13 protein-coding genes are annotated in these 13,583 nt (G+C 69.6%); 1 reads left to right on the top strand and 12 read right to left on the bottom strand.

Features of this window, described 5'->3' with window-relative positions; translation table 11 throughout:
• From ispH to hpnC, 6 genes are read right to left on the bottom strand one after another with little or no spacing between them, the layout of a single operon-like run.
• Positions 1-1,473 (bottom strand): 4-hydroxy-3-methylbut-2-enyl diphosphate reductase, encoded by a 1,473-nt coding sequence (gene ispH / locus ACFPJ1_RS42840; protein WP_380112191.1) that lies wholly within the window; start codon positions 1,471-1,473, stop codon positions 1-3.
• The gene (shc, locus tag ACFPJ1_RS42835) at positions 1,470-3,377 is read right to left on the bottom strand and encodes a squalene--hopene cyclase (RefSeq protein WP_380112190.1); all 1,908 of its coding nucleotides are present in this window, start codon (positions 3,375-3,377) and stop codon (positions 1,470-1,472) included. The genes ispH and shc overlap by 4 nt, the downstream gene beginning before the upstream one ends.
• Positions 3,374-4,387 (bottom strand): polyprenyl synthetase family protein, encoded by a 1,014-nt coding sequence (locus ACFPJ1_RS42830; protein WP_380112189.1) that lies wholly within the window; start codon positions 4,385-4,387, stop codon positions 3,374-3,376. Before ACFPJ1_RS42830 ends, shc begins: the two co-directional genes overlap by 4 nt.
• Positions 4,384-5,724 carry a hydroxysqualene dehydroxylase HpnE gene (gene hpnE / locus ACFPJ1_RS42825; protein WP_380112188.1) on the bottom strand — a complete coding sequence of 447 codons (1,341 nt, stop codon included), beginning with the start codon at positions 5,722-5,724 and terminating at the stop codon, positions 4,384-4,386. The genes ACFPJ1_RS42830 and hpnE overlap by 4 nt, the downstream gene beginning before the upstream one ends.
• A complete protein-coding gene (gene hpnD / locus ACFPJ1_RS42820) occupies positions 5,721-6,584 on the bottom strand; it encodes a presqualene diphosphate synthase HpnD (protein WP_380112187.1) in 864 nt (287 codons plus the stop codon). The genes hpnE and hpnD overlap by 4 nt, the downstream gene beginning before the upstream one ends.
• Entirely contained in the window at positions 6,581-7,459 is an 879-nt protein-coding gene (hpnC, locus tag ACFPJ1_RS42815) for a squalene synthase HpnC (protein WP_380112186.1), read from the bottom strand. Before hpnC ends, hpnD begins: the two co-directional genes overlap by 4 nt.
• A gap of 184 nt (positions 7,460-7,643) precedes the next feature.
• Here hpnC and ACFPJ1_RS42810 point away from each other — a divergent pair, with 184 nt between their 5' ends.
• Entirely contained in the window at positions 7,644-8,828 is a 1,185-nt protein-coding gene (locus ACFPJ1_RS42810) for a PucR family transcriptional regulator (RefSeq protein ID WP_380112185.1), read from the top strand.
• Here the strand turns inward: ACFPJ1_RS42810 and ACFPJ1_RS42805 are convergent.
• The 6 genes from ACFPJ1_RS42805 to ACFPJ1_RS42780 form a co-directional block, all read right to left on the bottom strand.
• The gene (locus ACFPJ1_RS42805) at positions 8,784-10,178 is read right to left on the bottom strand and encodes a wax ester/triacylglycerol synthase domain-containing protein (RefSeq protein ID WP_380112184.1); all 1,395 of its coding nucleotides are present in this window, start codon (positions 10,176-10,178) and stop codon (positions 8,784-8,786) included. The genes ACFPJ1_RS42810 and ACFPJ1_RS42805 overlap by 45 nt on opposite strands.
• 26 nt (positions 10,179-10,204) lie before the next feature.
• On the bottom strand, positions 10,205-10,975 hold the full coding sequence (locus tag ACFPJ1_RS42800; protein ID WP_380112183.1) for an SDR family NAD(P)-dependent oxidoreductase: 771 nt from the start codon (positions 10,973-10,975) through the stop codon (positions 10,205-10,207).
• 113 nt (positions 10,976-11,088) lie between these two features.
• Positions 11,089-11,913, bottom strand: a complete 825-nt coding sequence (locus ACFPJ1_RS42795) for a M55 family metallopeptidase (RefSeq protein WP_380112182.1) — start codon at positions 11,911-11,913, stop codon at positions 11,089-11,091.
• Between the two features lie 43 nt (positions 11,914-11,956).
• Positions 11,957-12,784 (bottom strand): aldo/keto reductase, encoded by an 828-nt coding sequence (locus ACFPJ1_RS42790; protein ID WP_380112181.1) that lies wholly within the window; start codon positions 12,782-12,784, stop codon positions 11,957-11,959.
• A 17-nt stretch (positions 12,785-12,801) separates the two neighbouring features.
• Positions 12,802-13,032 (bottom strand): hypothetical protein, encoded by a 231-nt coding sequence (locus ACFPJ1_RS42785; protein ID WP_380112180.1) that lies wholly within the window; start codon positions 13,030-13,032, stop codon positions 12,802-12,804.
• 6 nt (positions 13,033-13,038) lie between these two features.
• Entirely contained in the window at positions 13,039-13,563 is a 525-nt protein-coding gene (locus ACFPJ1_RS42780) for a ChbG/HpnK family deacetylase (protein WP_380112179.1), read from the bottom strand.
• Between the last annotated feature and the right edge of the window lie 20 nt (positions 13,564-13,583).

The raw sequence follows: 13,583 nt of genomic DNA, 5'->3' as shown, positions 1-13,583 counted from the left end.
TCAGCTCACCTCCCTGGGCAGGGTGAATCGGATGTCCTCGTCGGCGACGCTGGTCTCGGTGACCGCGACCCGGCCGAGGCCGGACAGGCAGCGGACCAGATCGTCGACGAGCTGGGGTGGTGCCGATGCTCCGGCGGTGACGCCGATACGGCGTACGCCGTGCAGCCGGCGCAGGTCGACGGCACTCGCGTCGTCGACGAGGTACGCCTGGACTCCCTCGGCCGCGGCAACCTCCGCCAGCCGATGGGAGTTGGAAGAGTTCGCCGATCCCAGCACGAGCACGAGTTCGGCGTTCCGGGCGACGGCACGAACCGCCTGTTGCCGGTTCGTGGTGGCGTAGCAGATGTCGTCACTGCGAGGACCAGTCAGCGCGGGGAACCGCTCGCGGAGTACGGCGGCTGTCTCCTCGGCCTCGTCGACGGCGAGGGTGGTCTGCATGACGTAAGAGACCCGCCGCGGATCGGCGGCGCTCACCCGCCCGGCCTCGTCCGGATCGGCCACCACGACCACCTGGTCGGGTGCCTCACCGCGAGTGCCGACGACCTCCTCATGGTCGCGATGGCCGATCAGGAACACGGTGTTGCCGCGAGCAACAAAGCGCCGTACCTCGCTGTGCACCTTGGCGACCAGGGGGCAAGTGGCGTCGATGACCCGGAGGTTGCGGATGGCCGCGTCGGTCCGGACCTGCGGCGCGACGCCATGGGCCGCGAGCACGGTGACGCTGCCCTCGGGGATCTCCGAGACCTCTTCGACGAACACCGCGCCGCGTCGCTCCAGCTCACGAACGACGTGGCTGTTGTGGACGATCTGCCGGCGTACGTAGACCGGCGGTCCGTGCCTGGCCAGCGCGCGTTCCACGATCTCGATCGCGCGTTCGACGCCCGAACAGAACGACCTCGGACCTGCCAGGACGATCTCGCGATCGCCGGTCGCGGCGGCCCAGGCGTCGATGACCGGCGCGGCCCGACGTAAGGCCCACAAGGCTTTCGGGCCGCGAACCAGCGTCCCCGGACGAAGCAGCCGATGGTCCGGCGTGTCGACGACGGCACGGATCGCGGCCGCCTGGCCCAGAGGTGCGGCCGCGGCCACCAGGGCTGACTCGGTGTCGGCCACGAGAGCGCCGGTCGCTCCGAGCGTACGGCGGGCGTCCTGCGCATCGACGATCCGCCTGGTCGTCACGATCGGCCCGTGGTGCACCCGCAGGCCGGCCCGCCGCAACGCACCCACGAGGAAGGGGGACGCATGACTGGGGATCGGCTCGGCCTCGCCCCGGATCTCGTCCGCGACGACCAGGTCGCCGGGCCGGAGTTCGTTGCCGAGGGCGCCGGCCACGCCAGCGATCAGTACCGGCTGCTCACCGGTCTGCTCCAGGCTGCCGCCCGACGAGCGTCCGGTGCGTACGACGTCGGCCGCGAGCCGGTCGCGCAGGGCGAGCCACTCGGACCACAGCGGCGTACTGACGATTCCGGTCATCGGGTACTCCGCGCCACGTAGCGGCCGAGCGCCCACAGCGGGAAGACCAGCCGGTAGACCTCGTAGTTGATGTAGAAGTCGCCCGGAAAGCCCGTGCCGGTGTACAGCTCCTCGTCCCAGCCGCCATCCGCGCGCTGGGTGCGGACGAGATACTCGACGCCTCGGTCGACCGCGGCAGAATCCTCCCCGGCGGCGAGCAGAGCGAGTAGTGCCCAGGCGGTCTGCGAAGCGGTCGAGTCACCCCGGCCGATCCACGCCGGGTCGTCGTACGAGCGCAGGTCCTCACCCCAGCCACCATCATCGTTCTGGTGCGCCTCCAGCCAGCGCAAGGCCGCCTGTACCGCGGGCGCGTCAGCGGGTATCCCCGCGGCAACCAGGGCCGGGACGACAGCGCCGGTGCCGTAGACGTGATTGGCGCCCCAGCGACCGAACCACGACCCGTCAGCCTCTTGCGCCTCGAGCAGCCACCGTACGCCGCGGCGGCACGGCTCCTCGTCCGTACGCCCCTCGGCAGCGAGCATCTCGACCACATGAGCGGTGACGTCGGCCGACGGCGGATCGATGACGGCACCGAAGTCGCAGAAGGGCAACGCGTTCGCCAGCGTATGGGTGTTGTCGGCGTCGAACGCACCCCACCCTCCGTCGCGCGACTGCATCCCGGTCGTCCACAGCACCGCGCGATCGATCACTGCCCGGACTCGGGCGGGATCCGGATGATCCACCCGACGCAGGGCGAGCACTATCTCGGCCGTGTCGTCGGTGTCGGGATAGTTGTCGTTGGCAAACTCGAAGGCCCACCCGCCCGCCGGCAGCTCAGGCCGGCGTACCTGCCAATCACCACCGGCCAGGATCTGTTCAGCCAGCAACCAGTCGGTCGCCTTGACGACGGCCGGATCGTCCGCCGGAACACCCGCATCCAGCAACGCAGCGAGAGCGAGCCCGGTGTCCCACACGGGCGACTGGCACGCCTCCAGCCACCGCATGGGTCCGTCGGGCGAAGAGGCTTGGACCGTGAAACCGTCGAGCCCATCGATTCCGGCGCGCATCGCAGGATGATCGAGCGGATACCCCAGCTGGTGCAGCGCGATGAGCGAGTACACCCACGGCGGCTGGATGCCGCCCCAGCCGCCATCGGCTTCCTGACGCGCCAGGATCCACTCGCCGGCGCGGCGCATCGCCTTCTGCCGCAGCCGTTTGAGCGGCCGGCGCCTGTAGCTGTGCAGCACGGTGTCGAGGCGCTGGAAGATCCCAGGGATGCTGTACGCCGGTTGTCGTGGCGCCGGCGGTGCCCCGGTCTTCAGCTCGGCGATGCCGAAATCCACCGGATGCACGGGCTCGAGGGCGCTGACGATGGTGAGCGGCACGATTGTCTGCCGAGCCCAGCAACCCCAGTTGTAGATGTTGAGCGGCGCCCATGCCGGCAGGTAGATGAGCTCCGGCGGCAGCGCGGGACAGTCGTCCCAACTCCACAATCCGAACAACGCCAGCCAGATGTGGGTGAACACGCGAGCGCGCTCGACCCCGCCCTCGGAACGCACGAACTCGGCAGCCCTCCGCAGGTGTGGTGCATCGGGTTGATCGCCGGCAAAGCGCAGGGCGACCCACGCCTCGACAGTGGTCGACAGGTCGCCCGGCCCGCCGTAGAAGGTCGCCCACGAACCGTCGACCCGTTGCTGGGAACGGATCCAGCGGGCCGTCTCCTCGTTCGTGCCCGGCGTCGCGATACCGAGGAACGTCCGGAGCATCAGGTCCTCGGCATCCATCGTCACGTTGGTGGCGAGCTGGCCCTTCCACCACCCGTCCGCGTGCTGCCGCCCACGAAGATGTTCCACGGCCGCATCAAGGGCTGCCCGTACGCCGTCCGTCGTACCGACCACGCGATCGATGCGCTCGCCGGCCGTCACGACTGCCTCTCGATCACGAACCGGGCGATCTCACCGAGACGGCTGCGGGCGCCGCCGTCGAGCCCTGCCTGGTCGAGAGCCTGCTCGGCCAGACCGATACGGTTCCGCGCTTCCTGGACGGCCCAGTCGCGACCACCGGAACGCTCGATCAGCTGAGCGGCGTACCGGAGGTCGTCGTCCGTCGGAGCGTCGTCGCGGCGCAGCCAGGCGGCCAGCTCCCGCCCGGCCTCGCCGCCGTGATCGAGCGACCAGGTGACCGGCAAGGTCTTCTTGCGCGCGACCAGATCGGAGAACACCGGCTTGCCCGTGACTTCGGGCGATCCCCAGATCCCGAGCAGGTCGTCGACGAGTTGGAAGGCCATCCCCAGCTCGGCACCGAACCTGGAAAGGCACGACACGACCGGCTGCGAGGCACCGACCAGGATCGCGCCGATCGCTGCGCTGACCCCGAGGAGAGCTCCGGTCTTGCCGGCCGCCATGTCGAGGCACTCGTCCAGCCCCACGTCGTTGCGTTGTTCGAAGGCGAGATCGAGCACCTGCCCACGAATCAGCTCCCGAGTTGCGACTGCCAACGCCCGGCCGGCCGCTTGCCCGTCCGGCGACTCACCCTCGGTCAACACTTCGTGGGCAAGGGAAAGGAGCGCATCCCCGGCCAGTACGGCCGTCGCGTCGCCCCAGACTGCCCACACGGTCCGGCGATGGCGCCGTTCGGTGTCGCGATCCATCAGATCGTCGTGCAGCAAGGAGAAGTTGTGGACGAGCTCGACCGCGACCGCGCCCGGCAACCCCGGTTCGGGTCTGCCGGTCACGGCTTCGGCGGCGAGCAGGGCGAGCGCGGGCCGCAAGGTCTTGCCCGGGTTCGCCACGGTCGGCGTACCGTGCTCGTCGGACCAGCCGAGGTGGTACGAGACGACCAACCGGGTGAACGGATCGAGGCGCTCGACAGCCAGGCGCAGGGCCGGTGCGACCAGGCCGCGACTGCGGTCGAGGGTTTCCGCGGTGATCGTCATACCACTGCCTCCCGACGTTGAGCGGGGCGTCGTTGGAGCAGCGCGGCCACCGCGGCCTCTCCGCTGCGGACGGCGCCCTCCATGGTTGCGGGCCAGCCGGTGTCGGTCCACGCACCGGCCAAGTAAAGACCGGGCAGCGCCGTACGCGCTGATGCACGCAGGTCTGCCGTGCCCGGCCGCTGCCGGAACGTGGCCTGCCGCTCCCGGGTGACGAAGAACTCCACCAACCGCGCCTCGCCGGTGATCCGCAGCAACCGCTCCAAGTGCGGCAGCAAGCGGTCACGTAACTCCGGCACCGGTGTGTCGATCAGATCGTCCGCCGCCGACAGCGACACCGCGATGTACTGCCCCCGGCTGAGTCCCGCCTGCTGGGTGCGGTCGAACACCCACTGCAGCGGGCTGTCGACAGCCGCGAAGAACGGCTCGTCGAGCACGACCCGGTCGTAGATGACGTGAAGGTTGACGATCGGCGTACTGCCCAGCTCCTCCGCCCACCCCGACTCCAGCTCGACCGCTCCTGCCGGCGCGAAAGCCTCCGCGGCCGACGGCGGAACTGCCAGTACGACGTCGTCGAAGGCGGTACCGTCCACGGTCCAGCCGTCACCGGCCGGTACGACGTCACGGACCTTGGACCGGGTTCGCACGGTCACCCCCGCCGCGGCGAGCGCACGCGACGCCGCGTCGCCGTGCAATTCCTGCAGTGGCACGAGCGACCAGCCGATGTCGGCTGCTGCGGCGGACTCCAGCAGGCCCACCTGGAAGACCGTCGCGGCCAGCGCCAAGGACGCTCGCTCGGCCGGAGCATTCAGCGTGGCGATGCCGATGAGGTCCCAGACCGTCTCGATGGCCCGCTGATCCTGGCCGTGCGCGGTGAGCCAGTCGCCGAAGGACCGGCGGTCGACCTCCGGATCGGTGCGGTCCACCCGACCGAGCGCCAACGCCGCGCGCACCACACGCGCTCGAGCCGCCGGGCTCAACCACCGGTAGCGCGCCAAGGTCGATCCCAGATGAAGTGGTGCAGGCAGTCCAGTACGGCGAAGTCGACCGCCCCGCCGATCTAGTTCACTGCGAACCGGTACGTCGAGCCGGTCCTGCACGATCACCCGGTCAGCGACACCCAGCCGCTCCAGGAAGCCCTGATAGGACGTGCAGCACCGCAGGAACACGTGTTGGCCGTTGTCGATCCACAGCCCGTCGCGCTGGAACGAGTGAGTGAGACCACCGAGCCGCGGGCGCGCTTCGAACAAGGTGACCGCGAAGCCTTCGTCGGCGCATCGCAGTGCCGCGGTCAGGCCCGCCAGGCCGCCTCCGACCACTCCGACGCGCCGCGCGGTCATCGCCGTCCTCCTCCGGCCAGGGCGGTCACGGCGACGCGCGCCTTCTGGGCGACGCTGAGCGACAACCGCTGGTCGTAGACGAGCACCGGATCGGCAGCGATGCGGCCCAGCAGATGGTGGTAGATGCCGGCCATCGCCCGGCAGCACGCCGCGCTGCGCCGGTCGAGGTGTGGGACGAGCCGCAGACCGAGCGAATACCAGTCGCCCGCGCGACCGGCGGCGTACCGGATGTAGGCAGCGAGTCGGCCGGCGGGGTCCTCCAGCGTGCCGAGTTCGTCGACGCGCAGTTCCGTGCCGTACCGATCGAGCTCATCCTGCGGGAGGTAGACGCGGCCGTTGCCGAGGTCTTCGCGGATGTCGCGCAGGATGTTGGTCTGCTGCAGGGCGATCCCGAGCTGGTCGGCGTAGAGGGAAGTCCTCGGGTCGGTGGTGCTACTGCCGAAGATCGACAGGCACAGGCGGCCGACCGATCCGGCGACGTGGCGGCAGTACACGACGAGCTCGTCGAAGTCGGCGATCCGGACCTCGCCCAGGTCCAGCTGGACACCGTCGATGAGCTCCTCGAACGCGGTGAGCGGCACCGGGAACCGGCGTGCGGTGTCGTTCACCGCGGTGAGCACCGGATCGCTGCTCTCGTCCAGCCTGCCGAGGTCCTTGCGCACTTCGGCGAGCGCGGTCTCCTTGTTCGCGATCGTGTCGTCGCCGTCGCCGATGTCGTCGATCCGTCGCGCGAGGGCGTAGACCGCGCACAGGGCGGATCGTTTGGGTGGCGGCAGCAGGCGGATGCCGTAATAGAAGTTGCCGGCCTCCGTCCGGGTGATCAGCTCGCAAGTCGCGTACGCCTGCTCGATCGTGCTCATCGCACCGACCGCCGGCCGGCCAACAGGCCTAGGACCCGAATTGCTGTGGTGCTCCGCGACGGCTGCGCGGACCGGCCGAGCACGTCGCCATCGGTCTGCCTCAGCGCCGACACGGTGGCCTCTCCCCCGGCGACGAAGCCGGCCACGCTGACCCTTCCCCATCCCTGCAGTTTCCGCACGATCGCCGTCCCTTCACCGAGCAGACCGGCGGCCCGCTCGATCTCGAACCGCATCAACTCACGGAGCTTCGGACCTGCGTTCTCCTGATCCAGGTCGTTCTCGCCGACGCCGTACCGCCGGAGGTCCTCCTGCGGTAGGTACACGCGACCGGCCAGTCTGTCCTCACCGACGTCCTGCCAGTGCTCGAGTAGTTGCAGCGCGGTGCACACCTGGTCGGATCGCGCGATGGTCTCCGGCGTCGCCTGCCCGAAAATCTCCAGCACCATCCGGCCGACCGGTTCCGCGGACAGGGCGCAGTACGCGAGGAGATCGTCGAAGGTCTCGTACCGCGACACCACCTGGTCCTGCAGATTCGCCTCGATCAGGCGCTCGAACGGCTCGGCCGACATCGCCCGGTCGTGGATCGTCCGGGCCAGCCGCTGGAGTACGGCGTCGGATGGCTGGTCGCCCGACCAGATCGTGCCGAGGTCCGTCGCCAGCTCGTGCAGCCGGGCGGTCCGGTCTCCAGTGAACGCATCCCCGATCTCGTCGACCATCCGGGCGTAGGCGTAGATCGCGTGCAGGTGGCGGCGATGCCGACGTGGCAGGAACCGCAGCGCGACCGGGAAGTTCTCGGCGTTCTCGCGGATGCGCCAGGCGCCCTCGTCGACGGACGAGGGTGTAGGTCTCGGCGGCCGGTGAGGCGAACTGGCCATATCAGCAATCCTCGGTCCGTTCCCGCCGCCAGTTCTGCCATCACCGGGGTGATTCCTGGACCCGAAAATTGTCACGACCGTACAATCCAGAGCGCGGCGGACGTTCGGAGCACGACGGTCGACAGGACGTCTCAGGGCGCGGCAAGAGCGTGGCAGGGCGATCTGGAGCACGACGAGGCAGGCGATGGGCACTGAGGCGGCGCAGGGCCGGGAGCGACTCGAGGTCGCCCTCGACAGCCGACTGCCGGAGCTGCTGGCCGAGGTCCGGGACCTGCTCGCCGACGGGATGCCCGAGTACGCCGCCTTCCTCGACCACAATCCGCACGGTATGCGGGAAGCCGCCGAGCTGTTCATCCACCGGCTCCTCGACATGGCCGAACACGGCCGCTCGGTGTCCCGCGACGACCACCTCGAGGGCGCCCAGACGATCCAGCTCGTCTTCGAGCAGATCGGCCGTCGCCAGTGGCAGGCCGGCGAGGATCTCACCCGCCTGTTGACCGCCTACCAGCTCGGCGCGCGCACCGCCTGGCGGCACGTGTCGGCTACCGCGCTGGCACTCGAGGTCCGGCCGGACGTCCTGGCCGCGCTCGCCGAGGCCGTCTTCGACTTCATCAACCAGCTCTCCTCGGCGTCCGCGCGCGGCTATGTCCTGGAACAACGCGAGGACGCCTCGGCCCGGGAACGGAGCCGCGAGGAGCTGGCCGAGCTACTGCTGTCGGATCGCTCGGGCATGAACGCGATCCGCGAGGCCGCAGCCCGGGCCAACTGGCCGCTACCCGCGACCGGGGCCGTCGTACTGGTCGATGCGACCACAGAGGTCGCCCGGCGGGTGCTGTCCCACGTAGACGCGGGATCCCTGCCCGTGCGGCACGAACAGCTGTCCGGCGCCATCGTCCCCGATCCCGGCCCGTCAAGTCGCCGGGACCAACTCCGCCGCGCACTCCGCGGGACCAACGCGGTGGTCGGCCACACCGTGCCGCTGGAGCACCTGCCGCGGAGCGTCGCGATCGCCCAGATCGCCGTACGGCTCAAGCAGCAGGGCATTCTCACCGACGACCCGGTGTTCGTCGATGAGCATCTCGACACGATCATCGTCCATCGCGACGAGCTGCTGGTGGGCTTCCTGCGCGATCAGTTGCTCGCGCCGCTCGACGACCTGCCGGCCGGAGCCCGGGCACGGCTGATCGAGACACTCACCGCCTGGTTGCGGCACATGGGCGACCGGACGGCGATCGCCGAGGAGCTGCACATCCACCCGCAGACCGTGCGCTACCGGGTCGCCCAGCTGCGCGAACGGTTCGGCGATCAGCTGGACTCGCCGCGGTCACGCGCGCGACTGTTCCTCGCGCTCGTCTGGCCGGTCCGGTGAGACGTTCAGGACCTGCTCCATCCTTGCCGCGAGGACGCCGGCGTCGAAGACCGCCGGATCGGAGGCGAGACCGATCCCGAGCGCGCCGGCCCAGCTCAGGGCGCCCATCGCGAGCGGCGACCCGGGCGCCAGCGGCAGGATCGGATAGACGGACGCGATCGTGACGCCGTCCATCGACAGTGACTGCGTCGGGCCGGGCATGTTCGACGCGATGGCGTGGAAGAAGCGACGCCCGTAGACGGTCCGCGCGAACCACCGTGCCGACGGCTCCGGCAACGCGCGCAGGCCGGTCGCCATCACGAATCGCGAGGCCACGGCCCGGCTCGGTGTCCGAATGCGCGCGGTCCGCCGGCTGATCTCGGTGACCAGCTCATCGAACGGGCGGCCGTCCAGCGGTACGTCGACCATCACGGCCGCGGTCGCGTTGGTCTCCGCGGCCGCGGAGGAGTCGCGCACCATCAGCGGCACCGCGACCCGCATCCGGCCGCGAAGCCGGGTGGCGACGTCGGCATGGGTGACAGCGACCGCGTCGGCGACCAGACCGAGGACGACATCGGTCACCCGGACACCGCGGCTGGACGCAGCACGCCGTACGGCCGCCAGGTCGAGCTCGGCGGTGGCGAACTCCCGCCGCGCCGACGCGTTCTCCAGATGTCCACCCGCTCCGCCGTCGGTGGCCAGCTGGGCCAGCCCCGCGATCGTTGCTCCAAGCAACTGCGCGCGACCTGGCGCGGGACCGCGGACGCCGGGCAGCTCGATTCGCGGGCGGAACAGGTTCAGCGCCTGGATCACGGTGCCGATACCGTCGGCGACGGAGTGGTGCAGGAGCAGGATCATCGCGGACACCCCGGGCTGCACGTCGCGGACCATCACGATTCGCCACAGCGGACGATCCCGGGGCATCGGCGTCGCGGCCAGCTCGCCGACGATCCGACGTACGCCGGCCAGGCCGTCCGCCGAGCGGTATTCGCTGATGTGTCGCGGCCAGTCGATGTCGGCGACGTCGATCCACCGCTGCCGGCGCCAGCGCGACGGCGGCGCGAGCCGCTGGCGGAACCGGGGCAGTCCGTCGAGCTCGCCCTTCACCAGGTCTGTGACGCGGTCGACCGACAGCGCCTCGCCATCACTCGGCTCGAACAAGACCAGCCCACCGACATGCTGAGGCGCCGCGGCAGCCTCGACCTGCAGAAAGAAGGCGTCACTCGACGGCACGACCACGCCCGGGCGAGCGGCCCGATCCTCCCAGGCCTTCGCCAGCCGGTCGGCGAGCAGGTAGACGCCGAACAGCGCCAGACCGGGCACCAGCCGGCGCCAGCCCCTGATCCGTTGCGTTGATCCTTCGTGGGCCACGGGATTTTCATAACACACGCGGTCGGTCACCGGGACCGGACCGACTCTCCGAACCGGGTGGCGAGCCGTCGGTAAGCGCCCGGGAACACCGCCCGGACAACGGCGGCGAGCCGGATCCAGCGCGGGATCCACGTCTCGGCCCGATCCTGCTCGATCGCCCGGACGACAGCACGCGCGACCGTCTCGGGCTCCACCGGCCGGGGGACGCGCCGGTCGTAGGCACGACCTCGCGCGGAGAAGAAGCCCGTGTCGACCGCCGCGGGAACGACGACGCCGACGTGGACGCCCGTACCTGCCAACTCCAGCCGCAGACTCTCCGCGAACGCGTCCAGGCCCGCCTTCGCCGCCGCGTAAACCGCCTCCCCCGCAACGCCGGTCCGCCCCGCAACCGAGGTCACGAGGAGCAGATATCCGGTCCGTCGTTCGATCATGCCGGGCAGGAGCAACCGGCACAGCCGCATCGTCTCGACGAGATCCACGGCAACCAACTCCGCGATCTGGTGATCGCTCATCTCCACGAACGGCCCGGACCACCCCTGACCGGCGTTCGCGACCAGCACATCCACCCGGCCGTGCGCCGCCAGCGCCTGCCCGGCCAGAGTCTGCACAGCGTCGTACTCACGCAGGTCGGCCTGCACCGCAACGCCGTTCACCTGATCCGCGACGTCCTGTGTACGCAGGGTGTCGCGCCCATGCACCACGACCTCGGCCCCCGCCGTCGCGAGCTCCAGACAAACAGCTCGCCCGATCCCGGCCGACCCACCGGTCACCAACACCACCGCGCCGCCCAGCTCCACGACCAGTCCTCCACACCTCCCCCACTGCGCCCCATCACGGTACTCGCCCGCCTTCCGGTCACGGTCAGGACTGCCTCACTCACCCAGGCGAGTGAGGGCTTCGTCGATCTGGATCACTCGGGCACGCCTCTGCTCAGTAGCACGGCGGCGATGAAGGTGCGGAACAGTTGGAGTGGGTCGTCGTTGCGCATGGCAACGAGCTTCTCGTCTTGTTGCTCGACGCCACGAAGTGCGCAGGCCAGTTCTGCCAGCGCTCGGTTGTGGAACCGGACGGTCAGCTCGGCGGGCTGGGTGATGCTCGGCAGCTGGAAGTCGGTCAGCCGGGCCAGCGCGCGTTGCGCACCCTTCCGGATCAGCTCGCGTGCCTTGTCTGGATGCACGGACAGGGCGGCATTGTGCGAGACCGACTCCTTGACGACGACCGCCTCGATATCCGGGCAGAACGGCTGCGCCTCGTCGATCGTCACCCGGTCGCCCGAGATGAGTACCACCGGAACCCCGTGGGCGAGCGCCACCAGCGCGTTGACTCCGGCCTCGCCGGCGATCGCGCCATTGAGGCGGACCTCGGCGATGGCCCGGGGGTTGTACGTGTGATGGAGCACCGACGACGTGGCACCGGCCGACCCGTGGTACGAGACGAAGAAGGCCGCGTCGAAGGAGTCATCGAGGCCCTCCATCATGTACAGCGGCTTGTGCCGGCCGGACAGGTAGCTCGCCCGGCCGTGGAGCTCGTCCGGGCGAAGATTCTGCATCGTCGAGTGTGAGTCGTTGACGAGGAACTCGGTCGCGCCGGCGGCAAGTGCGCCGTCGATCGCGGCGTTGACCTCCGCCTGCAACTGCCCTCGGTAGTACTCGTACTCCTGACTCGGACCGCGGACCTGACTCCAGTCGACGACCCCGGCGGTTCCCTCCATGTCAGTCGACAAGAACACCTTCACAGCTGACTCCTCGGACGGATCTCGGGCTGGGCGGACCCGGGGATCACCACCACTTGCCGCTCCGGGACAGCGCGTCGGGGGTCTGGCCGGTGGTGTCGAGGGCGTCCAGGGCGGAGACGGACGCTTCGTCGAGTTCGAAGTCGAGGACGTTGAAGTTCTCGTCGATGCGTTCGCGGTGGATTGACTTGGGGATGACCGAGAGTCCCTTCTGGATCGCCCACCTGATCAGGACCTGAGCCGGCGTACGTCCGGTGGCAGACGCGATCCGCTCGACGACTGGATCCGCGAGGTGACGCCCGGTCCCCAGCGGGCTGTACGCCTGTGCGACCACGCCCGCGTCCTCACACGCATCGACCAGGGCCCGGCGATACTCGAACGGGCTGAACTGGATCTGGTTGACCGCCGGCGGGATCTGGCTCACCTTCAAGAGCTCTTGGATCTCGGAGGCTCCGAAGTTCGAGATCCCGATGCCTTTGGTCAGGCCGGCTTCGCTGGCCGCTTCCATCCCAGGCCACGCCCACGTAGGCCCGCCCTGCGGCCAGTGGATCAGGTAGAGGTCGAGGTAGTCGGTGCCGAGCCGCTCCAGGCTCTTCTCCGCCTCGACCCGGGCATCCCGGCTCCCCGGGTAGAACTTGGTCGTGAGGAAGATGTCCTCCCTGGGGATCCCGCTGCTCCGGATCGCCCGCCCCACACTGGATTCATTCCGGTACGCCTGCGCCGTGTCGATCAGCCGGTAGCCCTTGTCGAGCGCCCAGGCGACTGCCTGCTCAGTTTCCGGGCCGTCCTCCACCTGCCAGACCCCCAGGCCCAGCAGCGGGATCTCCGCACCATTCGAGAGCGTTCTGGTCAGCTGAGAGTTGTTCGCAGTCATGCACCCCTTCTACCACGTCAGTCGGTGAAGGCGTTGCGCATGGACACCAGTTCGATATCCCGCTCCTCGATCACCTTGCGGATCTCGGGGTCGGTCACGATGTCCTGGTCGCCGAGCCGGTATTCCTCGGCCCAGCGGTAGGTCTCGGTGCCGGGCGCGGTCAGCGCGGCGAGTTCCGGTCCCGCGACGGCGCAGTGCGTGACCAACAGGTGTACGCCGGGCGTCAGGCCGGCGATGTAGGCGAGCATCCAGGGCTACTTGGCTGCCGCTTCCCGGTCGCTCAGAGTCTCGATCGAGGCGAACCGTCGCGACTCCACGGGGCCGTAGATGTACGGCTTGCCGACGGCGTTCGAGACCTCGGCGTACGCCTCCGGCGCGGACTCGCCCATATGGACGTCCAGGTAGTCGACAGCGAGTCCTTCCGCGGCGAACTTCGCCGCCTGAGCGGACAGTTCACGTACGGCGTCGGCCTGTGTGACTGAAGCCCGGGCCTCGGCGACCGTCCGGAAGAACGTTCCATCCTCACCCACGAGCGAGGGGCCATCGGTCAGCGGCCGCCAACGCAGAAAGTCCCATTCGCAGGTCAGGGTCTGGTGTACGCCGAGCGGAATTCCGGACTCGCGCGCCAGCGCCGCGGCCCCGGTGAACCACGGACACGCGGCCATGGTGGAGGCCTGCGTCAGGATCCCCTCCCGGAACGCCTGCACTGTGCCGACGTTGACGGCCTGACACATGCCGAAGTCGTCACCCTGAACGATCAGACGGATATCACCAGCCACGTGCACTCCTCCGAACAGCG

This window comes from Kribbella qitaiheensis (assembly GCF_042657745.1).
Classification (GTDB): Bacteria; Actinomycetota; Actinomycetes; order Propionibacteriales; family Kribbellaceae; genus Kribbella; species Kribbella qitaiheensis.
Note: the sequence above shows the minus strand (reverse complement) of the source record. Positions and strands in the feature narration are given on the sequence as shown.